Genomic DNA, 22,809 nt, shown 5'->3' with positions numbered 1-22,809 from the left:
GGCTCGCAGCCGTGCAGGATCGGACCGTCAAACAACGGGCCCCGCGATGTGCGGTGCCGATGGGAGCCGATCATGACCACCATTTTCAGAAGCGAGGTTGTTGGACGCGCAGTCCGCCGGGCCGGTGTCGCATTGGCTGTTGCGGCCACGGTGTCTGCGCTGTCGTCGCGTGCGAGCCTTGCGTTCAGCGCCGAGGCGCAGCAGATGTGCTCCGGCGACGCGTTCCGGCTGTGCAGCGCGGAGATCCCGAACATCCCCAAAATCACCGCCTGCATGGTCAAGAACCGCTCCCAGCTGAGCGGCGGCTGCCGCGTCGTGCTGGATCGCGATCTCGCCGCCCAGCGCAGGGCCGCCGCCGAGTGAATCGGGCGGACCTGCGGCCACGAGACGCAGACCCGTCCGCGGATGGTCACCTCGGGCCGGAACTGGCCGGTTCGGTCGGCGGTTTCGAGCTTCTGCGCGGCGCGGAAACGCTATAGAACCGGCCTCCTATTCCTTTAGAGGCTTTGAGATGACCCGATTTCTGTTCGCCGTCGTACCATTGGTTCTGTTGGCGTCGGCCGCCTCCGCGCAGCAGCAGGGGCGTGATGCCTGCTCGCGCGATGCCTCGCGGTTCTGCCGCGCCCATCTCAGCGAGGGCGATCAGGTCGTGCTGGCCTGCCTGAAGGAGCATCGCAGCCGCCTCAGCAAGGCCTGCCAGCAGACGCTCACCGATAACGGGCAGTAGATCCCACCACCGTCATTCCGGGCCTGGCCCTTCGGGCCATCCCGGAATGACGGAAGAAATTACGTACTACTCCCCGCCGCGGTCGCGACCACCGGGATTACTTCCTTGGCGGCGCGGTCCGGGGTCTCGTCCTTCCAGCGCACCGAGCCGAACGGACGCTCCAGCATCCGGCGCACGCGGATCGGCTCGGCGCCGATGTGGAAGTCGGCCGCCTTCTGATGCAGCTCGCGCTCGATCTGGGTGGCGCGGTTGCGCTGGCGCAGGAAGTCGAGCCAGGTCGGGCAGTGATAGCGCTCGGTCCACAATTCGGGATCGGCGATGTCGCGCGCGATCGACCAGCCATAGGCGCCGTTGCGCTGGCGGCTGAGCTGCACGTCCTGCATCACATTGTGGAAGGCGCGCGCATTGTCCTGCGCCACCCGGTATTCGATCTCGACCACCAAGGGCCCGCTGCGCCCGGTCAGTTGCAGCCGCACCTCGGGATCGGCCAGCGTATCGGTCGCATCCTCGTTGCGCGCGCCGACCGGCGGCATCCGGAGCCAGATGCCGAGCACCGGCGACAGCAGCATCAGACCGGCCGAGATCAGCAGCGCCATCTCGACGCCGCCCACGTCCGTGATGCGGCCCCAGCACCAGCTGCCGATTGCGATGCCGCCGGCGATCGCGGCCTGAAAGGCCGCCAGCGAGCGGCCGGCGACCCAGCGTGGCGCCGAGAGCTGCACGCCGATATTGAACAGCGCGATCGCGAGCATCCACACCGCGCCGGCGACCACCAGCGCGGCGGCGGTGATCACCGGCTGCTTGCTCACGGCGACGATCGCGATCGCAACGCCCATCAGGATCGCGCAGGTTCGCACCGCGGCCTCGCCGCTGAGCCGGCTGCGGATCTCGCTGATGTTGAGGGCACCGATCACCGCGCCCATGCCGAAGGCGCCGAGCATGATGCCGTAGGTCTGCGCGCCGCCATGCAACAGGTCGCGCGCCACCAGCGGCATCAGCGCCGAGACCGAACCGCCGATGATGCCGGTCACCATGGTGCGGGTCAGCACGATCCTGATCGACGGCGAATTGGTGATGTAGCGCACGCCGGAGACGATGGCGCGGTTCAGCCGCTCGCGCGGCAATCGCGACGGTTCGCTGACGCGCCGCCACAGGAACAGCACGACCAGCAGCGGCAGATACAGCACCGCATTGGCGGCGAACGCCGCCACCGCGCCCGCCGACGCCACCACGATGCCGCCGATCGCAGGACCGAAGCTGCGCGCGATGTTGTAGCTGATGCCGTTCAGCGCGACCGCCGCGGGCAGCGTCTCCGACGGCACCTGCTCGCTGACCGAGGATTGCCAGGCCGGGCCGAACAGCGCCATGCCGCTGCCGACCACGAAGCACAGCGCGAGCAGGATGTTCGGCGTCACCAGATTGAGCCAGGCCAGCACCGTCAGCGTGGTGGCGCCGGAGAGCGCGATCATGAGCGACACCAGCGCCACGATGCGGCGGTCATGCATGTCGGCGATGGCGCCGGCCGGCATCGCGATCAGCATCACCGGCAGCATCAGCGCGGTCTGCACCAGCGCGACCTTGTCCGCCTCCGTGGTCATCTGGGTCATCGCCCAGGCGGCACCGACGCCCTGGATCAGGATGCCGAGATTGGAGAGCAGGCTGGCGAGCCAGATGCGCCGGAAGATTGAATGCCGCAATGGTGCAGCGATACTGTCTGATCGATCACGCGGTTCGGTCATATCCGATTCCGGTTGGCCTGCTATGGCGTGTTGAATGATTCCAGCAGCATCAACTGATGCCCGTGAAACGCGTGTCCTGTCCAGCAGTTAGCGCGCTCCTGCGGGGCCAGGGCACAGCAAAGTGCCGGTGGATGGCCGGCAGAGATTGCGGCTCCCTGCCGCAGCGAACCATCGTTTGATCGGCGAAAGCTGTTCCGTTCGCGGCGACAACACGACCGCGCAGGTGCCGTGTCGAGATCAATGCGCAATGCAATCTCGATCGCGAAACAACGCACGTTTGGCATCACAAGCAAACCACGCGACGCAAATCCGAACGCAATTCCAGCATCTCGTTTCATTGTGTTTCATCTTGTGTCTCACGCCTAGACCAAATGGGTCATTGCCGCTGCGAGAGCGAGGCCGCTAGATGTGCCGACGAGAGTCTTCGCCGATGGAGCGTGTGCGACAAAAGATCATGAGATGGATCTAAACAATCTTCGTTCAATACTTTTGGTTTTGATCGCTGCGATCGGACTTCACTGGGTCTCCGCAACACAGAGCGGGGACATCGAGCCCGCGCAATCGGTGTCGTCCGAACCGGAGCGAGTCGCAGAGCTGGTGGCGGATCAGATCGCAAGCGGAGATTTTAGTTGCCCGCGATCAAGACCGGTGATGTACGAAGCCTGCCTGCTTTATCAGGGCGCCTTGTCCACATGGCAGACGGTCGGCTATCCCGACGTTTGCCCGAACATTTCAAATAATCCCGTCTCCGACCAATCAGCCATCAAGAAGGTGACGCGCGAAGATGCGTTGCGGGCACCAAAGGTTGCCTGTTTTTCCTATCTGTATGCAACGCAGGTGGCGGCGGCCGTGCCTGTCCTGATCAGTTCTGCTGACCGGGAGTTTCTCAATCTGAATGGTGCGTTTGCGGAGCCCGGCACCAATCCTGACCTTTGCATCGAGGCAAGGCATGGAATTTGCGGCAATCAAACGTGGGTCGGTATCGAATTGCTGAAGCTCGCCGACCTGAAGGCACGCCCCGTCGAATTCTATTACAACGACGAGGGTCAAAGACTGAACCACGTCATTCCAGAGGTGCTGATCGATGGAGGCTGGCGTCCGATCGATACGACCTATGGCGGCTACTGGATCGATAGCACTCCCGGCGTGCCATTCGCGTTGCGAACATTGGAAGAGGTTCTGGACAAATCGATTTCCGGGACCAAACTGATGCGCAACCGCGCACTCCTGCCCTACGCCTTTTACGAAAAGACGAGGCAGTTCGATCCCTTCAGCTATCTTCACGCCGACGCAGCAATCATCCGCGGCGGCGAAGGAACAATTACCCTGTCGCTAACAAGCAAGCGCGGCACAGAGACCTTCCAGGCCATCCCTAACTTTCTGGGAGATAACGTTCGCGATGGAAACTCGATCGGCGTTTCGTACAAGTTCAAGGGGCCGATCGGAAACTACAAGGTGACGGTCAACGTCGCCGGCACAGGGCAAGAAGGCGATCAGCCGATCCGCATATGCCTGGACGGTTCTTGCCGCAATTTTTCGAGCGATCAGCATCAATATCAGTTCTTGGCGCGCCAACCGAAATCCCTGACATTGAAGTCCGATGCGGATGTTGCCTATGTCGTCCTTCAATCCATTGAGTGGGATCGCGAGGACCAATAGGCGCATCTGCCGGCGGTCGTGACAATTTTGCGCCGCGTCGGGCCCTCTCGGCGGAGATTTCGGCCGTTCCAGGCGACCTTTCCTCGACCGCGGCTTGATTCCAGCGCCGATGCGGCGCCGCTGTCGCCTCCGGGTTGGCGCTTGACAGCCCGCCCGCGACCCTCCAATCCGTTACATCGATCGGAGATCGCAAGATGGGCGTGGCGCGGCGGACGGTGCTGACGGGCGCGGGAGCCCTCTTTCTGCTCGGGCGCAATTTGTCCGTGCCGGCTCTGGCGCAAGCAACCGCGCGCCCTCCCGCCGCCGGCTCCGCCGACATCCCGCCGATCCTGTTCGTGCACGGTAATGGCGATCACGCCGCGCTCTGGCTGACGACGCTGTGGCGGATGGAATCCAATGGCGTGCCGCGCGAGCGGATGGCCGCGATCAATTTCACCGATCCGCTGGCCCGCGCCGACGACAAGGTCGAGCAGGCCGGCCGCTCCTCGACCGAGGACCAGCGCCGCGAACTCAACGATGCGGTCAAGGAACTGAAGCAGAAGACCGGCGCCGCGCGGATCGCGCTGGTCGGGAATTCGCGCGGTGGCAATGCGATCCGCAACTACGTGAAGAACGGTGGCAGCGCTGACATCAGCCACGCGGTGCTGTGCGGCACGCCCAATCACGGCGTCTATGCGTCGGACGACGGGCTCGGCAACGAGTTCAACGGCCGTGGTCCGTTCCTGCGCGGGCTGAACGACGGCGACAGCGAGGTGACTGTCGGCACCGCGTTCCTGACCTTGCGCAGCGACGGCCTCGATAAATATGCGCAAGCCGACGGCCGCTTCGTCGGCAAGCCCGGCACGCCGACCAACGTCACCGCTGAGGGTCCAGCGCTGAAAGGCGCGACCAATCTGGTGCTCGGCGCGGTCGATCATCGGGAGACCGCGTATCACCCGCGCGCCTTTCGCGAGATCTACAAGTTCATCGCAGGGCATGAGCCGTCGCGGATCGAGATCGCGCCGGAGACGGCTGTGCGGCTGAGCGGCCTCGTCACGGGCACGCCCGGCGGCGTGCCGACCAACCGGCCGGTGCCGGGCGCCACGGTCGACATCTATCATGTGTCGGCGGAAACCGGGGAGCGTATAGGCGGCCCGCTGCTCAGCTCACAGACCGGCGCTGACGGCCGCTGGGGGCCGGCGCAGGTCGACCCGTCCTGGCCGCTCGAGTTCGTGCTGACCTCGCCCGGCGCGGTGACGACGCATATCTACCGCTCGCCGTTTCCGCGCTCCTCCGAGATCGTGCATCTGCGTGCGGCGCGGCCGCCCGGCCCAGCCGATTCCGGGGCGGGCGCCATCGTGCTGATGTCGCGGCCGCGTGGCTATTTCGGCCTGCCGCGCGACATCGTGCTGTTCGACGGCAAGGAGCCGGCCGACGTCAAATCCGGCGTGCCGACCGATGCCGTGACGACTTTGCGGTTCGCTGCGGCCGAGATCGGCCGCCCGGTCGCCGCGATCTTCAACGGGGAACGCATCGTGATGCGGCCCTGGCCGGCGTCGGAGAACCGGATTGCGGTCGCCGAGCTGACTTACTAGGTCTGGTAGAGGGGTCCGCGCCCCTTCATGGCGCCGGGATCGCATCGCCGGATCGGCCGTTGCGTGAGGCAGGAAGCGAGGACCATGAGCATAGCCGAAGTCTACGACATCACGGTCACGCGGCGTCCCCTGGTCCCGCCGGCGCCGCCACGCGCGCCCGAAGATATGACTGCCTTCCAGCGGATGCGGGTGATGCGCAACTCGCCGATCGAGACCTGGGGCCAGCGCGCCTATGAGGACGACATCGTCCAGGGCCGCTTCCTCAACCACTCGAGCTTCATCCTCAACACGCCCGATGCGATCCGCCATGTGCTGGTCGACAATTACGAGAACTACCACCGCACGCCGGCCGGTCTCCGCGTGCTGCGCCCGATGCTGGGCGAGGGCCTGCTGATCGCCGAAGGCCGCGCCTGGAAGCATCAGCGCCGCACCCTGGCGCCGGCGTTCACGCCGCGCGCGGTGACGACGCTGGTGCCTTACATGATCGCAGCGGTCGACGAGACCATCGCCAGGCTGAAGTCCGCGAGCGGCGGCGCGGTCGACCTGCGCGAGGTGATGCAGCGCATGACGCTGGAGATCGCCGGCCGCACCATGTTCTCGTTCGGCATGGATCGCCATGGCGCCGCGCTGCGCGACTTCGTGATGGAGTATGGCGACACGCTGGCGCGGCCGCACATGCTGGATTTGGTGCTGCCGTTGAACTGGCCGACGCCGCAGGATTTCCGGCGCGCCCGCTTCCGCAAGCGCTGGACCGCGTTTGTCGGCCAGCTGATGGCCGAGCGCCGCGCCGCCGGCAAGGATGACAACGCGCCGGCGCGCGACCTGTTCGACCTGATGGGCGATGCGCGCGATCCCGAAACCGGCGCGGCGTTCAGCGATGCCCAGCTCGGCGACCAGGTCGCGACCATGATCCTGGCCGGTCATGAGACGACCGCGACCGCGCTGTTCTGGGCGCTCTATCTGCTGGCGCTCGATCCCGACACCCAGGAACTGCTGGCAGCAGAAGTCAGGAGCGTCGCGACATCAGGCGCGCTCGACATCGAGCGGCTGAAATTCACCCGCGCGGTGATCGACGAAACCATGCGGCTCTATCCGCCGGCGTTCTTGATCGCGCGGGCGGCGGGCGGTCCCGACACCATTGCGGGCCGTCCGGTCAGGAAGCATGACGTGATCCTGATCGCGCCGTGGCTGTTGCACCGGCATGAAAAGCTGTGGCGCGATCCGAATGCGTTCGTACCACAGCGCTTCATGACCGAGACGCCGCCCGATCGCTTCGCCTATCTGCCGTTCGGGGTCGGCGCGCGGGTTTGCATCGGTGCGCATTTTGCGCTGGTCGAGGCGACGCTCGCGCTTGCCAAGATCGTCGGCGCGTTCCGCGTCGCACTGGCGGACAAGGATCCGGTGCTGCCGATCGGCGTGGTGACGACCCAGCCGAACCGTTCCCCGGTGTTTACGATCAAGCCGCGCTGACCTTGCGCGGCGGTGTCCCAATGCTCACTTGAGGGCTGACCATGAGCGATACGCAGGCCCATTTCGCAGTTCTCAGACAGACGACCGATCCGGCCGTCGTCGATGCCATGCAGCAGCTGATCGTCGATGGACATGATCGCGAGCTCAACCGCATCAACGTCCTGGATTTCTCCAACCGGACCGGGCTCGACCAGGAGAAGGTGATCTCCGGTTTCCTGCATGCCTCCCGGCTCGGCCTGTTCGATATGAGCTGGAACGTGCTGTGTCCGGGCTGTGGCGGCGTGCTCGACGCCCACACCACGCTGAAGTCGCTGCGCCATGACGACTATAATTGCGCGCTGTGCGCCGCCGGCTACGAGGCCTCGGTCGATGAACTGGTCGAGGTCGCCTTCACCGTCAGTCCGCGGGTCCGCCACATCGCCGCGCACGATCCCCACTCGCTGCCGATCTGGGAATATTTCCGGCAGATATTCTGGAGCTCCGGGATCGAGTTCGACGAAAGCGCGGTGTCGACCCTGATCAACGAGGTGACGCTGGAGGGGCTCGAGCTGCCGCCCGGCGAAAAGGCCATCCTGTCGCTCAATCTGCCCAATCAGTTCGTCATCGTGTTCGAGCCGGTGACGCACTCGGCGCACTTCTTCGCCGTCGAGGGCGAGCCGACCACCGAGCGTCAGACGTTCTCGATCGCGTTCAACAAGTCGCATGCGCCGACCGGCACCTCGACGATGCGGCCGGGGCCGCTGCGGCTCTCGCTGGAGAATCACGCCGACGTCCGCGTGCTGCCGTCGGTGTGGGTCGCGGGCGATCCGCTGCACAAATTGCTCGGCAAGCGCAAGCCGATCCTCACCGCGAAGCGGATGCTGTCGAACCAGACCTTCCGTGACGTGTTCAAGGCCGACAATCTCACCGTCGACCAGCGGCTGAAGATCACTGCGCTGACCTTCCTGTTCACCGATCTCAAGGGCTCGACCGCGCTCTATGAGCGGGTCGGCGATCTCGCCGCATTCGATCTGGTGCGTGCGCATTTCCACGCGCTGCTCGAGATCATCGCCTCCGAGCGCGGCGCTGTGGTGAAGACGATCGGCGATGCCGTGATGGCGACCTTCATCCGGCCGGAGCACGCATTGTCGGCGGGCCTGCGCATGCGGGCCGCGATGCAGCAGCTCAACACCGAGCGCGGCAAGGAGGATCTGGTCGTCAAGATCGGCATCCACGAAGGGCCATGCCTCGCGGTGACGCTCAACGAGCGGCAGGATTATTTCGGGCAGACCGTGAATATCGCAGCCAGGGTGCAGAGCCTGTCGACGTCGCAGGAAATCCATCTGACCCAGCCGGTGATGGAGTCGGCCGAGGTCGCCGGCATTCTCGATCGCGCCGCGATCAAGCCGATCCAGAAGGAAGCGGCGCTGCGCGGCATTGCCGACAAGCTCGTGGTGTATGAGATACCGTAGTCATATTGCTGAAACGTAATGCTTGCCGAAACGTAATGCCGCAGCGGGAACCCGCGCGGATTGCGCCGGTTCTGTTTCCACGCCATATAGATTTCAGCAGAGCAGATCATGCTCGGATCAAACAGGCTTCATTGACAGAGAAAGCGATGCTCGACGGACTCCGCCAATTCATTGCCGATATCGTCTCCCCCGATGCCCAGGCCGACCGCGCGTTCGACGACGGCGACTATCGCCTCGCAGCGACCGCGCTGCTGGTGCACGTCGTCTCGCTGGACGGCGAGCCGACGCCTGCCGAGACGCGCAAGCTGCACAGCCTGATCGAGAGCCGTTTCCAGCTCGATCCCGGCACGGCCGACAAGCTGATCGCCTCCGCCATGCGCGTCGAGGGCGAAGCCGTGGATCTCTATCACTTTACCAGCGTGATCATGCGCTCGGTGAATGAGGAGGGACGGCTGCGCATCGTCGAGATGATGTGGGAGCTGGTCTATGCCGACGGCCAGGTCAGCGAGTTCGAGGACAATGTGGTCTGGCGCGCCGCCGATCTGCTCGGCATCTCCTCGCGCGACCGCATCGATCTCAAGCACCGGGTCGCGGAGAAGCAGGCGGCGCTGCCAAAGGGCCCCTGGGGCACCGCGGACGCGGCAATCTGACACGGTCGCCGGCGCAAGCGGGAGGTCGTCGCGGATGAAGAAACTTTAAGAAACTTTAATGTCCGCCGCGATTGCGGGCGATCCGACTGAAAATCTGGCGTTTCATCGCCGAATCAGCGATCCGCCACTGTCCACAAGCCCATACGCGGCTTGCGTCCCACCGCATGCCTATGCTCTCGTCGCCCCGTTGGGGACCTCACTAGAATTTGCAATAAGAGTTTGAACGTGACCGAGCGTGTGACGCTGATAACCGGGGCATCGGCGGGCATAGGCACCGAACTGGCGCGCGTGTTTGCATCGAATGGTCACCGCGTGGCGCTGGTGGCGCGGCGCGCCGATCGCCTCAAGGCACTCGCCGACGAGCTCGGCGCCAAGGGCGGCGCGGCGCCGATCGTGATTCCCTGCGACCTCCAGCAGACCGACGCGGGCGACAAGATCGCCCAGGCGCTGACCGAGGCCGGTGTCGAGGTCGAATATCTCGTCAACAATGCCGGTTTCGGCCTGTTCGGCCTCGCTGTCGAGCGCGATCGGGTCGACCAGCTCAACATGATCAGCGTCAATATCCGCGCGCTGACCGACCTGACGCTGCGCTTTGCCGATCAGCTGATCCGCAACCGCGGCGGCATCCTCAATCTCGGCTCGATCGCCGGCTTCCTGCCGGGCCCCGGCATGGCCGTGTACTACGCCAGCAAGGCCTATGTGCTGTCGTTCTCCGAGGCGTTGCGCTGTGAGCTGGCGCCGAAGGGCGTCCGCGTCACCGTGGTTTGCCCGGGTCCGGTGCCGTCCGAGTTCCAGGATCGCGCCGGCTTTGCCCCGGGATTCGATTCGGCCATTCTCAATGTCGCGCCGGCCGAGGTCGCCCGCCAGGCCTATCGCGGCCTGATGGCCAACAAGCGCGCCGTGCTGCCCGGCGCCTTCATCAAGCTGGTGCCGTTCCTGCTCCGGCTGTTTCCGCGCTCCTTCATCCTGAGCGCGGTCGGCGGGTTTCAGCTCCGCAAGCGCTAGCTTCATTCCAGCGCCCATCCATCGCCGTTAGGGCTGTTTCTGGCCCGCGATTTGCTTCGCACGGGTGTGCGCAAGCTCACACGATGTTAACGACCACTTAGCTATGATCGTGCCTTACGTGCCGAAACTTTAATCAGAGGCGAAATTCTTCAAGCAGAGGCAATGTCGTTCCGGTCTGACCAGAGCCGTGTCGTGGTGCCCTTCGCGAGCCGAAGGCCGGCCGCGGTCACGCCCAAGGATCAAGTCAAGGATCAGGCCTCGCTACGGCCGGTGCTGATCGTGCTGCATCAGGAGACATCGACTCCCGGCCGGATCGGCAACGCACTGCGCGCGCTCGGCTACCCGCTCGACATCCGCCGCCCGCGCTTCGGCGACGCGCTGCCCGCAACGCTCGACGCGCACGCCGGCGCGGTGATCTTCGGCGGGCCGATGAGCGCGAACGATCCCGACGACTACGTGCGGCGCGAGATCGACTGGATTTCGGTTCCGCTGCGCGAGCAACGCCCATTCCTGGGCATCTGCCTCGGCGCGCAGATGCTGGCGCGGCAGCTTGGCGCCGACGTCGCGCCGCATCCACAAGGTCGCGTCGAGGTCGGCTACTACCCGGTCAGGCCGACGGAGGCGGGTCGCGTGCTGTGTCCGGACTGGCCGGCGCGTGTCTATCACTGGCATGGCGAGGGTTTTCAATTGCCGGCAGGTGCCGACCTGCTCGCGGCGGGTGATGATTTCCCGGTGCAGGCGTTCCGGTTCGGCAACGCCTTCGGCCTGCAATTCCATCCCGACGTGACCTACGCGATGATGCATCGCTGGACCGCGCGCGGTTGCGTGCGGATGGATTTACCGGGCGCGCAGCCGCGTCATCAGCATTTCGCCGAGCGCGCCGTGCACGATGCCGCCGAGCGCGCCTGGCTGAAGCATTTCATCGACGGCTGGATCGCGCGCGTGCCGCAGCCGGCGATGTTGCAGGCCGCGGAATAGCCGCCGCGCGGAATTTCGCGCCGCCTTTTCATTGTGATGGATGTGCTACTGTCGGCTGCCGCGCGCGGGCCGTATCGCCACGCGCATCAAGAACAACAAGGCACAGGGAGATCGCCGTGAGCTACCAGCACATCCTCTATGAGGTCAGCGACCGGATCGCGACCATCACGCTGAATCGACCCGACCGCATGAATGCGTGGACCGCGATCATGGAGCGCGACGTGCGCCACGCGATGGAGACGGCGGCCAATGACGACGATGTTCGCGTCATCGTGCTGACCGGCGCGGGCCGCGGTTTCTGCGCCGGCGCCGACATGGAAGCGTTGCAGGGCATCGATCCCAACGAGGTCAGGCGCGGCGAGAACATTCCGTTCGACATGAACCGTCGCGCCGATTGGCAGACCCGCTACGCCTATTACCCCGCGATCAAGAAGCCCGTGATCGCGATGCTCAATGGCGCGACTGCCGGCATCGGCCTGGTCCACGCGCTGTATTGCGATCTGCGCTTCGCCGCCGACAGCGCGGTGTTCACCACCGCTTTCGCGCGGCGCGGCCTGATCGCCGAGCATGGCATCAGCTGGATGCTGCCGCGCATCGTCGGCCACGCCAATGCGCTCGATCTGTTGATGTCGGCGCGGCGCGTGTCGGCCGCGGAGGCGTTGCGCATCGGCCTCGTCAACCGGCTCTCTGCGCCGGAGAAGCTGCGCGAGGAGACCTATGCCTATGCCCGCGACCTCGCCGATTTCGTCTCGCCGAGCGCGATCGCGGTGATCAAGCGCCAGGTCTACGACGTGCCGTTCCAGACGCTGGCGGAGGCCACGATTGATGCCAACCGCGAGATGCAGATCGCGCTCAGGGGCAATGACTTCAGGGAGGGTGTGGCGAGCTTTGTGGAGAAGCGGCCGCCGAGGTTTACGGGGACGTGAGGGGGGGGCCGGAGTTTGCCGAACCAGCCCGCCGTCGCCCTTCGGGCTATGGCGAGGCAGCCTTCGCTCACTTCGCTACGAGGGACTATCCGGGCTTGCCCAGCCGAAGCTCGCGAAGCGAGCGAAGGCTGGTGGAGCCAGGCGGGATCGAACCGCCGACCTCGTCATTGCGAACGACGCGCTCTCCCAGCTGAGCTATGGCCCCATCGCGGCCGGGTGTTGCTGAGTATCCCGGCCGTCAGTCGGGCGCCATTTACAGTCCCGCCCAAGGCCAAGTCAAGAACGCTGAAACAGCGGTTTTCGGGCTGTCCCGCCGGGAACTTCCCTTGTTTGCGGGGGGATGAACCGATATTTAGAGCATGATCCGGACCCGGCGGGCCGCGCCAGCGAAAATGGCGGCTTTCCGAAAAGATCCTGCTCACACAAGAAAGCGCGCTGGCGGTTCAGTCCGGTCTCGTTGCGCTTCAATCGGTCGTCCCACCCCGCGAGCCCCCATCATATGCGCGCTGTTCTCGACATCGTCATCATCATCCTCGACCTCTATGTCTGGCTCTTGATCGCCTCCGCCATCCTGTCCTGGCTGGTGGCCTTCAATGTGGTCAACACGCGCAACCAGTTCGTCTCCGCGGTGGCCGAGTTCCTGTACCGGATCACCGAGCCGGTGCTGCGGCCGATTCGCAACGTGATGCCGAATCTCGGCGGCCTCGATATCTCGCCGATCATCGTGATCCTGATCATCATGTTCATCCAGCGGGTGATCGCCTATTACATCTATCCCAACGTGATCTGATCCTGCGCGAGGGCCGATGGATCCTTGGCGTTACTCCACCGAGGGCATCAGCATCGCCTTGCGCGTGACGCCGCGCGGCGGCCGCGACGACATCGACGGGATCGAGACACTGGCCAACGGCCGTTCGGTGGTGAAGGTGCGGGTCCGCGCCATTGCCGAGGGCGGCGAGGCCAACCGTGCGGTGACCGAGCTGTTGGCCAAGGCGCTTGGCGTGCCCAAGGCCAGGGTGAAGCTGTTGTCCGGCGTCACCTCGCGGCTGAAGCAGGTGGCGGTCGACGGCGATCCGAGGCAGCTTGGCGACACCTTGAAGAAGTTGACCGCGACCGGGCCGAACCAGGAGACGAAGGACTGACATGACTGCCCGTATCATCGACGGAAAAGCCATCGCCGCCGAGCTCAGAGCCCGCGTGGCCGACGAGGTTGCCCGCGTCAAGCGCGACCATCAGCTCACGCCGGGGCTCGCCGTCGTCCTGGTCGGCCATGATCCGGCGAGCGAGGTCTATGTCCGCAGCAAGCACACCCAGACCCAGGCCGCCGGCATGGCCTCGTTCGAGCACAAGCTGCCGGAGGACGTGTCGCAGGCCGATCTGCTGGCGCTGATCGCGCGGCTCAACCGCGATCCGCTGGTGCATGGCATCCTGGTGCAGCTGCCGCTGCCGAAAGCGCTGCACACCGAGACCATCATCAACGCGATCGACCCGGCCAAGGACGTCGATGGCCTGCATCCGAACAATGCCGGCCGGCTCGCCGGCGGCCTCGCTGCATTGTCGCCCTGCACGCCGCTCGGCTGCATCATCCTGACCAAGACCGTGCACCCCTCGCTCGAGGGCATGAACGCGATCGTGATCGGCCGCTCCAATCTGGTCGGCCGCCCGCTGGTGCAATTGCTGCTGAACGAGAACGCGACGGTGACGATCGCGCATTCGCGCTCGCGCGATCTGCCAAAGCTCTGCGCCCGGGCCGATCTGGTCTATGCCGCGGTCGGCCGACCGGAGATGGTGCGTGGCGACTGGCTGAAGCCGGGTGCGACCGTGATCGATGTCGGCATCAACCGCATTCCGGTCCCCGGCGGCAAGCCGAAGCTGGTCGGCGACGTCGCATACCAGGAGGCACTTGGCGTCGCCGGCGCCATCACGCCGGTGCCCGGCGGCGTCGGGCAGATGACGGTGGCGTGCCTGCTCGTCAACACGCTGCGCGCGGCCTGCGCGATCCGCGGCCTGCCGGCGCCGGCGGTTTGAGATAGCGGGAAAGTCTCTAGGCTGTCGTTGCGAGCGAAGCGAAGCAATCCATCGCGCCGCATTCGCGGAACCACGGATTGCTTCGTCGCTACGCTCCTCGCAATGACGGAGGAGACGGAAGGACTTCAGTCCTTCCTCATTTCTTCTTCGCGCGCTCGATGCCTTCGAGGATCAGCTTGCGGGCCTCCTCGGCGTCGCCCCAGCGCAGCACCTTCACCCATTTGCCCTTCTCGAGATCCTTGTAGTGCTCGAAGAAGTGCTGGATCTGCTGCAGCGTGATGTCGGGCAGGTCGCTGTAGTTGTGCACCTTGTCGTAGCGCTGGGTCAGCTTCGACGACGGCACCGCGATGATCTTCTCGTCACCGCCGGCCTCGTCCTCCATCAAGAGCACGCCGACCACGCGGACGCTCATCACGGCGCCCGGCACGATCGCGCGGGTGTTGACGATCAGCACGTCGCAGGGATCGCCGTCGCCCGACAGCGTGTGCGGGATGAAGCCGTAATTGCCGGGATAGCGCATCGGCGTGTAGAGGAAGCGATCCACCACCAGCGTGCCGGCCTCCTTGTCCATCTCGTATTTGATGGGCTCGCCGCCGACGGCGACCTCGATGATGACGTTGACGTCGTGGGGCGGATTTTTTCCGATCGAAATGGCGTCGATACGCATGGATTGCTCCGCGTGGCCTTTGGAAGTTAAGAACGATGTGATTTTTTGGTTGGCGCCGCCGGACCGCAAAACAGCACCTCACCCGGCCTTGGGGGCCGGGCTGGCCGTCGCGCGCAGCACTGAGGCTGGTTTAGCCTTGCTGCAGCTGCGAGAGAAGCAGGATTTTCAGTTCGCCCAGGCGAAAGCGACCTTGTCGAGCGACTTGGGCCCGAACCGCTCCGACGAGCGCGCCACCATCCGGCCGCCCAGGGCGCGGTAGAACTCGGTCGCCGGCTCGTTGTCCGAGAGCGCCCAGATCACCATGCTCTTGAGGCCGCTCTGCAAGAGGTCGCGCCGGGCCGAGGCGAACAGCCGCCGGCCGAAGCCGAGGCCCTGGAATTCCGGCCGCAGATAGAGCTCGTAGATCTCGCCTTCGAAATGCAGGCTGCGGGCGCGGTTGCGGCCGTAATTGGCATAGCCCGCGATCCGGTCGCCGAACACCAGCACGCTGACGCGGCTGCCCTTGCGGATGGCGCTGTCCCACCACTGCGGGCCGCGGCGATTGATCAGCTTTTCGAGTTCGGCGCCGGGGATGATTCCCTGATACGCCGAGCGCCAGGCTTCGTCATGGGTAGACGCCACCGCAGCCGCGTCTGCAGCTTTGGCCGGCCGGACCTCGATCAGCGTTGTGCTCATGCATCTAATCAAAGCAAGTCAGCGGGCCGCCTTCAAGGTCCATCGTTAATTATCGGTTAACCTGTGGATTTTTTGCATCAGTGACGTGAAAACTTGTACCGAAAAAGGACACTCGCCGGGCCCGGGCCATCAATCGCCGATCCGGCCCTGTGCAAAGCCTGGATCGCGAGCGCTTGATGACAAGGCCGCAGGTCGGAAAAAGACACTCCGGAGCTGATTCGCCGCGACGATTCTGCGAGCGAATCCAGACGCGGCGCGGGGTCGTCGCACGCCCTGCGGCCGTGTCGCCGCAGTGGATTTTGGCGCGTGTCCAGCCTATGGCAGTCGCGCGATTAGTGCGCACCGAAACCGGCCTGATCACGAGCGGACCGCGATGACGCTCTATTTCCTGATCAAATATCTGCATGTGCTCGGCGCCGTCGTGATCCTCGGCACCGGGACCGGCATCGCCTTCTTCATGCTGGCGGCGCATCGCACGCAGGATGCGGCTTTCATTGCCCGCACAGCGGCGACCGTCGTGATCGCGGACATGATCTTCACGCTGAGCGCCGTCTTGCTGCAGCCGGTGAGCGGCGCCCTGCTGATGATGCTGTCAGCCACCAGCCTGACCGAGCGCTGGCTGCTCGCGTCGCTGGCGCTCTATGCGCTGGCCGGCATGTTCTGGGTTCCCGTCATCTTCATGCAGATCGAGATGCGCAACCTCGCGCAGGCGGCCACTGACAAAGGTCTCCCGCTGCCGCCGCGCTACTTTGCGCTGTTTCGCCGCTGGTTCCTGTTCGGGATTCCCGGCTTCGGATCGGTGATGATCATCCTGTGGCTGATGATCGCGAAACCATTTTGAAGCATGATCCCGCCCCCATGAGTGACGACGCATCACATAACATCCTCGTGCTCGGCGCATCGGGCCTGATCGGGCGCTACCTCACCGACGATCTGCGCGCGCGCGGTTTTCGCGTGATCGGGATCGCACGGCATTTCACGGCTGCGCAAAAGATGGGCGCCGCCGACCTCGAACTGCCCGTGATGGCGACGGATGCCGCGGCGCTGGCGCAGCTGCTTCGCAGCCACGAGGTGGACGTCGTCGTCAATTGCCTCGGGGTGCTGCAGGACGGTCCGGGCAGCGACACACGCGCGGTGCATCGCGACTTCGTCGCGCGCTTGCTGCAGGCGATCGGCGACAGCCACCGCGCCGTCCGTCTCGTCCACATCTCGATTCCGGGCGCCGCCGATGAGGATCGCACCGCGTTTAGCACCACCAAGCGCGAGGCCGAGCGGCTGATCGCGGCGTCAGGCATCGCGTATGCGATCCTGCGCCCCGGCTTTGTCATCGCGCCGGCGGCCTATGGCGGCAGCGCCATGCTGCGCGCGCTGGCGGCGCTGCCGGTCGATTTGCCGGCCGATGAGGCGGCGACGCCGTTCCAGCCGGTTGCGGTCGAGGATATCGCCGCCACCATCGCCTGGCTCGCGGCGCGCGATCCCGGCGATGCAGCGGTGCGATCGGTGACATGGGATTTGATGCAGCCCCAGCCGATCTCGCTCGGCGGCGTCATCGCCCAGTTCCGCTGGTCGTTCGGCACGTCGAAAGATTTCCGCATTCCGACGCCGCCGTTCCTGATTGATCTCGGCGCCCGTCTCGGCGATCTCGCAAGCCGGCTCGGCTGGATGCCGCCGCTGCGCTCCAACGCGATCGCCGAATTGCGCCGCGGTGTCACCGGCGATCCCGCGGCCTGGATGCAGGCGACCGGGATCGTGCCGAAGACGATCGCGCAAGCGGTCGGAGCGCACCCCGCGACCATCCAGGACAAATGGTTCGCGCGGCTGTTCCTGATCAAGGCGCTGATCTTCGCAAGCCTCGTGCTGTTCTGGGTTATGTCCGGCTTCATCGCGCTGGTGATCTCCTATGACGCCGCCACCGGCATGCTGACTGCGCATCATTTCCCGCCCGCTCTGGTCGCCCCGGTGACGGTGCTGACCAGCCTGATGGACATGAGCATCGGCGTGCTGATCGCGATCCGCCGCACCGCGGCGTTCGGTCTTGTCGCAGGCATCGTCGCTTCGCTCGGCTACATGGCGGGATCGGCGATTCTGACGCCGGATCTCTGGATCGAGCCGCTCGGTGCGCTGGTGAAGACCGGCCCCGCGATCGTGCTGATGCTGGTGGCGCTGCTGACATTGGATAATCGATAGCGTTGTCGAGCGCGGTGGAGCCGGTTCGCGTGAAGAAACGCGTCTGAGGGAATCGAGATGGCAGACTGGCCCGATGACCACGTGATCCTCTACGATGGCGTCTGCATCTTCTGCTCGCGCTGGGTCCGCTTCGTCATTGACCGCGACCCCGAACAGCGCTTCAGCTTCACGCCGATCCAGTCCGGTTATGGCACGCGGCTGGCCAAAACCTTCGGCATCGACCCCAATGATCCCGACACCAACGCCGTCACCCATGCCGGCACCATCCACATGAAATCGGACGCGGCGCTGACGGTGCTCAGCCATCTCCCCGGATGGCGTTGGACAAGCGCGCTGTTCGCGGTCCCGAAGCCGCTGCGCGACGCTGTCTACAGCCTCATCGCCCGCAACCGCTATCGCATCTTCGGGAAGTACGAGACGTGCTTCGTGCCGGATGCAGATATGCGGGCACGGGTGCTGGAGTAGGGAGGTGTTGGACTCGCGGTGCCCTCACGCCACCGAGAGCGAGTTCCGGCAACTTAGCGTGCTAACCAAGAGCTCATCCGTCGTCCTACCACCGCTTCAAAGAATGCCTTGAAACTGAGTACGTTTCGGTGACGGTCGTATTCGGTCTCCTTTGACTTCTTCAAATGCTCGGGGACAACAAGGTGTATCCCGATGGATGCCATCTCCTCGATTGCGTTAGCCGCAATGTTTTCGTCGACAGTGCCAAGAAAGAGCTCTTTGCCGTGCATTTCCCGTTCAACTTGCTTCCAGCGCTCACGCAGCGTTGTCTTGGCGCTGAGAATCAAACCCTTCTCCTTGTGCCTTGGCGGATTGGTCAGATAGGAGAAAGATGGAAGAACGAAGTCCGGACGCTTGCGTGCTTGGATGACTACCTGCTTTCGGAAAGGCACTTTGCCATCGAGCAGCATGCGTTCAATGTGATGTTCGAATGACATTCCAGCGCGAGCCTTGCGCTGTTGGCCCGCAGATAGCATGTAGCGGTCTATCTCGGGCAGTCGATCAACGAGCGCGCGAATGACGCTCGTAACCGTCGGGCGGCCAGGAACGTCGCCGAGTACAATTCTTACTAGCCCCACGGCTCGTTCGCGCAATTGATATCGACGAAACAGATCCCATTCCACTGCGCGACTAATTTCGCGCAGGGCATCACCAGGAGCCTCCATTTCAAACGGGTTTAGATGATGCAGTGCATATTTCTTCAGATAGAGCTTTCGTGCCTCGTCAGCCAGCGCCGACGTCTCCGGCATTGCAGTCTCTTCAATGGCGAAGGACGCGATGGTACCTGCGAGCCATGCTTCGACGACTTCTTCTGCGAACGTAAGGATTCGCTCGCGCTCACGCTTGCGATATAGTGGCGGCTGTCTCTCATCGATTAGGAAGTCGGGTTCCAATTCGAGTGCGTCAACCAACATCACGGCTGCCTCGGAGGTTGAGTCCACAGTGAGGCAGCGATAGTAGGCATTTCTACGCTCGCCAAACCTCGCCATCACTAGGAAAGAGGCCGGCGAAAGCTCCGCGAACGCTGGTTTGGGAAGGCCCGTCATGTGAGTTTCGGGGCCTTTGCTGGTGTAATGTACGAGCCTTGTTCTCCGCGACTCTGCGACCTGCGGCCACTCCGTAGTGAAAAACGTCTCAAGAATCTCTGGAGTGCCTCTGGGGCGATCCTTGGCAGTCAGCGGAGGGAAAAAGCCTCCATCACGATGTTTCGGCGGAATGTAGACTCCGGCTTGATGCTTGTTTGAGAATTTCGCCCAGTCGCGATCGTTATTCGAGAGCTTCTTCACAAATACGTTTGATGCCTGCTCCAGCAGTGCAACGAGAAGGTCCGAGGTATCACTGTCACTTTCTTTGGATAAGCTGATGGTCTTCTTGTCCCGATTCATTGCAAGTCCATCTCTTCCTACCGTTGCCGATGGTGTGCATTGCACTATCCGCGCTAACTTCCGGGATCCAGACCTTGAACGGTCAGCCTATGCTTCGTTGACCTTAGCCAGCCGGCGACATGAGTGATGGTTTTGGCAATGGGCAGGCGAGTGGGCCCTTTCAATGAGCATTCCCAGATCACGCAGCATCTCCAGCCAGCTTGTTGAAGGGCCGCAATTGAACTCTTGTCGATTTCGCGGTTGCGGTTGATTTTCTTTTGCCAGAATTCCTTGCGAGTCGTCGGCCATTTGAAGAGGTGACAATTGTGTCCGTGCCAGAAGCATCCATGAACAAAGATTACGGCCCGGTATTTGGGAAACATTAGGTCCGGCTTGCCTGGCAGGCGCCTATCGTGCAGCAGGTAGCGAAAGCCTTTAGCATGGAGACCGCGCCGAATAGTCATCTCAGGTTTCGTGTTCTTGCCCCGGATGCCAGCCATCATCCGGCTTCGTACCTCGGACGAAACGACGTCAGCCATAGACGAAAGCCGCGTCCCTTTCCCGAACGAACGGTAGTTCGGGTTGCTTGGCCGGTTCTCTGATTGATCGATGTTCGATTGCTGCAAGAATATGCGGCTTCATGAGTTCGGCTACGGCCGCCACGACGGGTACAACGACCGCATTTCCAAATTGCCTGTAGGACTGCGTATCCGACACGGGGATCCGATAATCTGAACCGTCAATGTGACGGAAGCCCATAAGGCGTGCGCACTCACGAGGAGTCAGGCGGCGCGGTCTCTTTCTCGATTGCGCGATCAAAACTTCGGATCCGTCCTTGAAGTATCGGGCCGAGAGTGTGCGAGCGACATCATTCGGTCCAAACAGGCTGTACCCGAATCCATTGCCCTTGGCTTGATGCTTGTCCTTGTAGGACTGCAGGTAGTTCCAGAGGTGTGCAGTCAGGGTGTACTTTGGATCAACGCTCTCATTAGGATCCAGAATGGATCCAAGCTTCGGCCCTTGGTCCGGTACCATGAGTTGATCGAAGTCAAACCGGCTCCCTCGCTTGAAGCCGACGATGAAGATGCGTTCGCGCTTTTGTGGCACCCATGGAGTTGAGCTAATCACTCGGTGATGGACTTCATATCCTAGCTCATTACGCAGGACGTTTTCGATCGTTGCGAACGTGCGCCCCTTATCGTGTCGCTGAAGATTCTTGACGTTCTCCAGGAGAAAGGCGTGCGGTCGATGATGCGCAATGATCTGTGCAAGGTCAAAGAAGAGGGTGCCTTGGGTATCGCAGAGAAAGCCGTGCGGTCTTCCCAAGGCGTTCTTCTTTGAAACACCAGCAATCGAAAATGGCTGACAGGGAAATCCGGCGAGCAATACATCGTGCGCGGGAATCAGAGACGGGTCCTTGGAAAATTCCCGAATATCTCCCGCAATCGGATGGTCGCTTCCGAAGTTTTCCCGGTAGGTGATCTGGCTGTACTTGTCCCACTCAGACGTAAAGACGCATTGTCCTCCAATCGCGTCGAACCCCAGCCTTAGCCCGCCAATACCTGCGAACAGGTCGACAAACCGGAAGGCTGCAGGCTTCTGCCGTTTCTCCGGCAGTCTGGTCAAATAATCCTGCAACCATTTGATCGCGATCGGGGACGGACGTGATTCGCCGCCCTCATATCGAATGACCGTTCGTTCGGTGACGCCGAGAAGATTTGCCGTTTCTGCCCGCGAGAGCCCCGTTTTCAGCCGGAGTTCCTCGAATTCGACCGAATGATGGGAGCGAGCCATGAGCAACTCTTGCGCTGGGACGGGAATGGACAACTTGTCAGCGATTCGTCCCAGAATGTATAGTTGTTCATGGTATGTTCAGTCAAAGGGTCACTCGGCATTTGGCAGCGCCGCCACCACTTCCTTCGCCGCCCGCTCGCCCGAGTCCCGTGCGCCATGCGCCGTCGAGAAGAAATGCGGCGAGGTGGCTTCGCCGGCGAAGAACAGTCGGCCGTCGACCGGGGCGGCCAGCACGGCGCGCTTGCCGGCGTGGCCGGGCAGCGCGTGCGAGTAGGAGCCGCGGGCGAACGGGTCGTGGGCCCAGCGGGATTCGCTGAGCGGCGTCAGCTTGCGGCGGAAATCATTGCCGAGGAAGGAGACGATCTCGTCGATGCTGTGCGCGGCGATGGCGCCGTCGCCGGCATCCTCAAGCTGTTGCGCAAAACGTCCGCCGAAGAAGCCTTCGATGCAGGGCTGGCCGAACGGGCGGATGTGATAGGTGCCCATCTCGGTGCGCATGGTGGCGCCGCGCAGATTGCCTTCCTTCGGTAGCGCGTCGGGCTCGGCGAGTGCCAACGTCACCTTGTCGGCGAGGCCGAGCGGCAGGCCGCGCGCGGCATCGAGCTTGTCGGGCAGCGCGGGCGAGAAGCGGATCGCCTCGTCGGCGATCAGATTTGTCGGCACGGTGACGATCACCTTGGCCGCCTCCAGCGTGCCGCGCGATGTCTCGATGCGGATACGCGGGCCTGCGTGATCGATCAGCCGGACCTCGCAGTTGAGCGCGACAGACACCTGCTGGCCATAGGCCGCGACCAGTGCGCCGTAGCCGCGCCGCACCCGCCAATTGACGTTGCTGTCCTCATAGGCGTCGAAGTCGAGGATCGAGAGCTGGTCGAGCTCGCAGCCGTTCACATAGGTCGAGATCGCATCGATCATCGGGTTCCAGCGGTTGCCGGGCTCGAGATAGCGATCGGCCGGGCCATCCTTGCTGCCGCGCGCGGCCTGCTCGATGCGATCGTAGAATTCGTCGAGCGCAAGCGCGAAGGCGTCGCGGTCGGCCTGCGGGAACGCCTTGCCGTAGGCGCGCTCGCGCCACGGCGGCAAATCCTTGTTGAGCGCGAAGCCGAGTTGTCCGGCGATGCCGACAAAGCTGTTCCGGTCGGCCGAGTGCAGCCAGCCGCAGCCGACGTCGAATACCACGTCAGGCGCGGCCTGGATCGTGTGGGCGCGGCCGCCGAGCCGGTCGCGGGCTTCCAGCACGATGGTGGAAAGGCCAGAGCCCTTCAGCGCATGCGCGGCGCCGAGGCCCGCGGCGCCGGCGCCGATGATGGCGACATCGATCGTGGAGGGAAGGGAACTCATGTCCCGGCTCTAGCACGTCTGGAAAGGCGTCTAAAGTCACCCCGCGCATAACTGTCATCACCCGCGCATG

23 protein-coding genes and 1 tRNA gene are annotated in these 22,809 nt (G+C 63.7%); 16 read left to right on the top strand and 8 right to left on the bottom strand.

The window, feature by feature from the left end:
• Positions 1–72 precede the first annotated feature (72 nt).
• A complete protein-coding gene (locus BRSPCE3_RS24415; protein ID WP_244068833.1) occupies positions 73–363 on the top strand; it encodes a hypothetical protein in 291 nt (96 codons plus the stop codon).
• 148 nt (positions 364–511) lie between these two features.
• Positions 512–727, top strand: coding sequence for a cysteine rich repeat-containing protein (locus BRSPCE3_RS24410; RefSeq protein ID WP_244068832.1), 216 nt, complete (start codon positions 512–514; stop codon positions 725–727).
• A gap of 59 nt (positions 728–786) precedes the next feature.
• Here BRSPCE3_RS24410 and BRSPCE3_RS24405 read toward each other — a convergent pair whose 3' ends face one another.
• Entirely contained in the window at positions 787–2,466 is a 1,680-nt protein-coding gene (locus BRSPCE3_RS24405; protein ID WP_244068831.1) for an MFS transporter, read from the bottom strand.
• 459 nt (positions 2,467–2,925) lie between these two features.
• Between BRSPCE3_RS24405 and BRSPCE3_RS24400 the strand changes: the two genes are divergently transcribed.
• The 8 genes from BRSPCE3_RS24400 (at position 2,926) to BRSPCE3_RS24365 (ending at position 12,179) form a co-directional block, all read left to right on the top strand.
• Positions 2,926–4,125 carry a transglutaminase domain-containing protein gene (locus BRSPCE3_RS24400; protein WP_244068830.1) on the top strand — a complete coding sequence of 400 codons (1,200 nt, stop codon included), beginning with the start codon at positions 2,926–2,928 and terminating at the stop codon, positions 4,123–4,125.
• A gap of 194 nt (positions 4,126–4,319) precedes the next feature.
• Complete coding sequence (locus BRSPCE3_RS24395) at positions 4,320–5,699, top strand: hydrolase (protein ID WP_244068829.1); 1,380 nt, start codon at positions 4,320–4,322, stop codon at positions 5,697–5,699.
• Between the two features lie 84 nt (positions 5,700–5,783).
• Complete coding sequence (locus BRSPCE3_RS24390) at positions 5,784–7,169, top strand: cytochrome P450 (RefSeq protein WP_244068828.1); 1,386 nt, start codon at positions 5,784–5,786, stop codon at positions 7,167–7,169.
• A gap of 41 nt (positions 7,170–7,210) precedes the next feature.
• Positions 7,211–8,620 carry an adenylate/guanylate cyclase domain-containing protein gene (locus tag BRSPCE3_RS24385; protein WP_244068827.1) on the top strand — a complete coding sequence of 470 codons (1,410 nt, stop codon included), beginning with the start codon at positions 7,211–7,213 and terminating at the stop codon, positions 8,618–8,620.
• 146 nt (positions 8,621–8,766) lie between these two features.
• Positions 8,767–9,270 carry a TerB family tellurite resistance protein gene (locus BRSPCE3_RS24380; protein WP_106326630.1) on the top strand — a complete coding sequence of 168 codons (504 nt, stop codon included), beginning with the start codon at positions 8,767–8,769 and terminating at the stop codon, positions 9,268–9,270.
• A gap of 225 nt (positions 9,271–9,495) precedes the next feature.
• Positions 9,496–10,275: an SDR family oxidoreductase gene (locus tag BRSPCE3_RS24375; RefSeq protein ID WP_244068826.1), complete on the top strand. Its 780-nt coding sequence runs from the start codon at positions 9,496–9,498 to the stop codon at positions 10,273–10,275.
• Between the two features lie 162 nt (positions 10,276–10,437).
• Positions 10,438–11,253 carry a glutamine amidotransferase gene (locus BRSPCE3_RS24370; protein WP_244068825.1) on the top strand — a complete coding sequence of 272 codons (816 nt, stop codon included), beginning with the start codon at positions 10,438–10,440 and terminating at the stop codon, positions 11,251–11,253.
• A 116-nt stretch (positions 11,254–11,369) separates the two neighbouring features.
• Entirely contained in the window at positions 11,370–12,179 is an 810-nt protein-coding gene (locus BRSPCE3_RS24365; RefSeq protein ID WP_244068823.1) for an enoyl-CoA hydratase, read from the top strand.
• Between the two features lie 129 nt (positions 12,180–12,308).
• Here BRSPCE3_RS24365 and BRSPCE3_RS24360 read toward each other — a convergent pair.
• A tRNA-Ala gene (locus BRSPCE3_RS24360) sits at positions 12,309–12,384 on the bottom strand.
• A gap of 294 nt (positions 12,385–12,678) precedes the next feature.
• Here BRSPCE3_RS24360 and BRSPCE3_RS24355 point away from each other — a divergent pair.
• From BRSPCE3_RS24355 to BRSPCE3_RS24345, 3 genes are read left to right on the top strand one after another with little or no spacing between them, the layout of a single operon-like run.
• A complete protein-coding gene (locus tag BRSPCE3_RS24355; protein WP_016847252.1) occupies positions 12,679–12,969 on the top strand; it encodes a YggT family protein in 291 nt (96 codons plus the stop codon).
• 16 nt (positions 12,970–12,985) lie between these two features.
• Positions 12,986–13,321, top strand: coding sequence for a DUF167 domain-containing protein (locus BRSPCE3_RS24350; protein WP_244068822.1), 336 nt, complete (start codon positions 12,986–12,988; stop codon positions 13,319–13,321).
• A 1-nt stretch (position 13,322) separates the two neighbouring features.
• A complete protein-coding gene (locus tag BRSPCE3_RS24345; protein WP_244068821.1) occupies positions 13,323–14,207 on the top strand; it encodes a bifunctional methylenetetrahydrofolate dehydrogenase/methenyltetrahydrofolate cyclohydrolase in 885 nt (294 codons plus the stop codon).
• Between the two features lie 136 nt (positions 14,208–14,343).
• On the opposite strand, the gene ppa is transcribed toward BRSPCE3_RS24345, so the two are convergent.
• The gene (ppa, locus tag BRSPCE3_RS24340; RefSeq protein WP_024583161.1) at positions 14,344–14,874 is read right to left on the bottom strand and encodes an inorganic diphosphatase; all 531 of its coding nucleotides are present in this window, start codon (positions 14,872–14,874) and stop codon (positions 14,344–14,346) included.
• Between the two features lie 165 nt (positions 14,875–15,039).
• A complete protein-coding gene (locus BRSPCE3_RS24335; RefSeq protein WP_106326641.1) occupies positions 15,040–15,549 on the bottom strand; it encodes a GNAT family N-acetyltransferase in 510 nt (169 codons plus the stop codon).
• 373 nt (positions 15,550–15,922) lie between these two features.
• Between BRSPCE3_RS24335 and BRSPCE3_RS24330 the strand changes: the two genes are divergently transcribed.
• Genes BRSPCE3_RS24330 through BRSPCE3_RS24320 form a run of 3 tightly spaced genes read left to right on the top strand, consistent with a single transcriptional unit; the run spans position 15,923 to position 18,201 of the window.
• Positions 15,923–16,390 carry a DUF2269 domain-containing protein gene (locus tag BRSPCE3_RS24330; protein WP_244068820.1) on the top strand — a complete coding sequence of 156 codons (468 nt, stop codon included), beginning with the start codon at positions 15,923–15,925 and terminating at the stop codon, positions 16,388–16,390.
• 17 nt (positions 16,391–16,407) lie between these two features.
• Positions 16,408–17,736: an SDR family oxidoreductase gene (locus BRSPCE3_RS24325; protein WP_244068819.1), complete on the top strand. Its 1,329-nt coding sequence runs from the start codon at positions 16,408–16,410 to the stop codon at positions 17,734–17,736.
• 57 nt (positions 17,737–17,793) lie between these two features.
• A complete protein-coding gene (locus BRSPCE3_RS24320; RefSeq protein ID WP_244068818.1) occupies positions 17,794–18,201 on the top strand; it encodes a thiol-disulfide oxidoreductase DCC family protein in 408 nt (135 codons plus the stop codon).
• A 53-nt stretch (positions 18,202–18,254) separates the two neighbouring features.
• Here the strand turns inward: BRSPCE3_RS24320 and BRSPCE3_RS24315 are convergent, their stop codons facing one another.
• From BRSPCE3_RS24315 to BRSPCE3_RS24300, 4 genes are all read right to left on the bottom strand, one after another.
• On the bottom strand, positions 18,255–19,625 hold the full coding sequence (locus BRSPCE3_RS24315) for a type II restriction endonuclease (RefSeq protein WP_244068817.1): 1,371 nt from the start codon (positions 19,623–19,625) through the stop codon (positions 18,255–18,257).
• 53 nt (positions 19,626–19,678) lie between these two features.
• Positions 19,679–20,143, bottom strand: coding sequence for a very short patch repair endonuclease (locus BRSPCE3_RS24310; protein ID WP_244068816.1), 465 nt, complete (start codon positions 20,141–20,143; stop codon positions 19,679–19,681).
• The gene (gene dcm, locus BRSPCE3_RS24305) at positions 20,136–21,398 is read right to left on the bottom strand and encodes a DNA (cytosine-5-)-methyltransferase (protein WP_283843166.1); all 1,263 of its coding nucleotides are present in this window, start codon (positions 21,396–21,398) and stop codon (positions 20,136–20,138) included. Before dcm ends, BRSPCE3_RS24310 begins: the two co-directional genes overlap by 8 nt.
• 90 nt (positions 21,399–21,488) lie before the next feature.
• The gene (locus BRSPCE3_RS24300) at positions 21,489–22,739 is read right to left on the bottom strand and encodes an NAD(P)/FAD-dependent oxidoreductase (RefSeq protein WP_244068815.1); all 1,251 of its coding nucleotides are present in this window, start codon (positions 22,737–22,739) and stop codon (positions 21,489–21,491) included.
• Positions 22,740–22,809 lie beyond the last annotated feature (70 nt).

It is taken from the genome of Bradyrhizobium sp. Ce-3 (assembly GCF_022835695.1).
Lineage (GTDB): Bacteria > Pseudomonadota > Alphaproteobacteria > Rhizobiales > Xanthobacteraceae > Bradyrhizobium.
Note: the sequence above shows the minus strand (reverse complement) of the source record. Positions and strands in the feature narration are given on the sequence as shown.